1 protein-coding gene is annotated in these 402 nt (G+C 34.8%); it reads right to left on the bottom strand.

Going from position 1 to position 402, the window contains the following annotated elements:
* The coding region (locus ACTQZK_RS13240) for a hypothetical protein (protein ID WP_441899749.1) at positions 1–402 on the bottom strand (402 nt) is incomplete at both ends.

Here is a 402-nt window from a genome sequence, read left to right as displayed (position 1 = left end):
ATCCTTAACTAACCTATCCTTACCTAACCTAACCTGTGTATCCATTTGGTATCCCATACGGTTGCCATCTGGTATACCAAGATGGTTTTCACTCTCTATAACCTCGGTTTTAAAGGTATATGCCTTACTATTTTTCTCAGCTAATTCAGCCTTTTCTTCTTGATATAGAGTTGGTTTGTATCGATCATTTCGAATATAGTTATGAATTTTCCAATGCTTGATAACAATAACTCCGCTATCAAAAACTAAAATAAATCTTTTGGCCATTAATAGCTTTAAATCATCATCTCCACATCCAACCATTCGTTGAATTTTCTTAGGATTATTAATAAACCCATCATCACCCGCTCGCATTGACACATGAAAATAAAGAGATTGAGTTGACAGCGGCATGTCTAAAAA

It is taken from the genome of Paraeggerthella sp. LCP19S3_G8, assembly GCF_052119225.1.
Classification (GTDB): Bacteria; Actinomycetota; Coriobacteriia; order Coriobacteriales; family Eggerthellaceae; genus Paraeggerthella; species Paraeggerthella hominis.
This window is presented reverse-complemented; position numbering and strand designations above follow the sequence as displayed.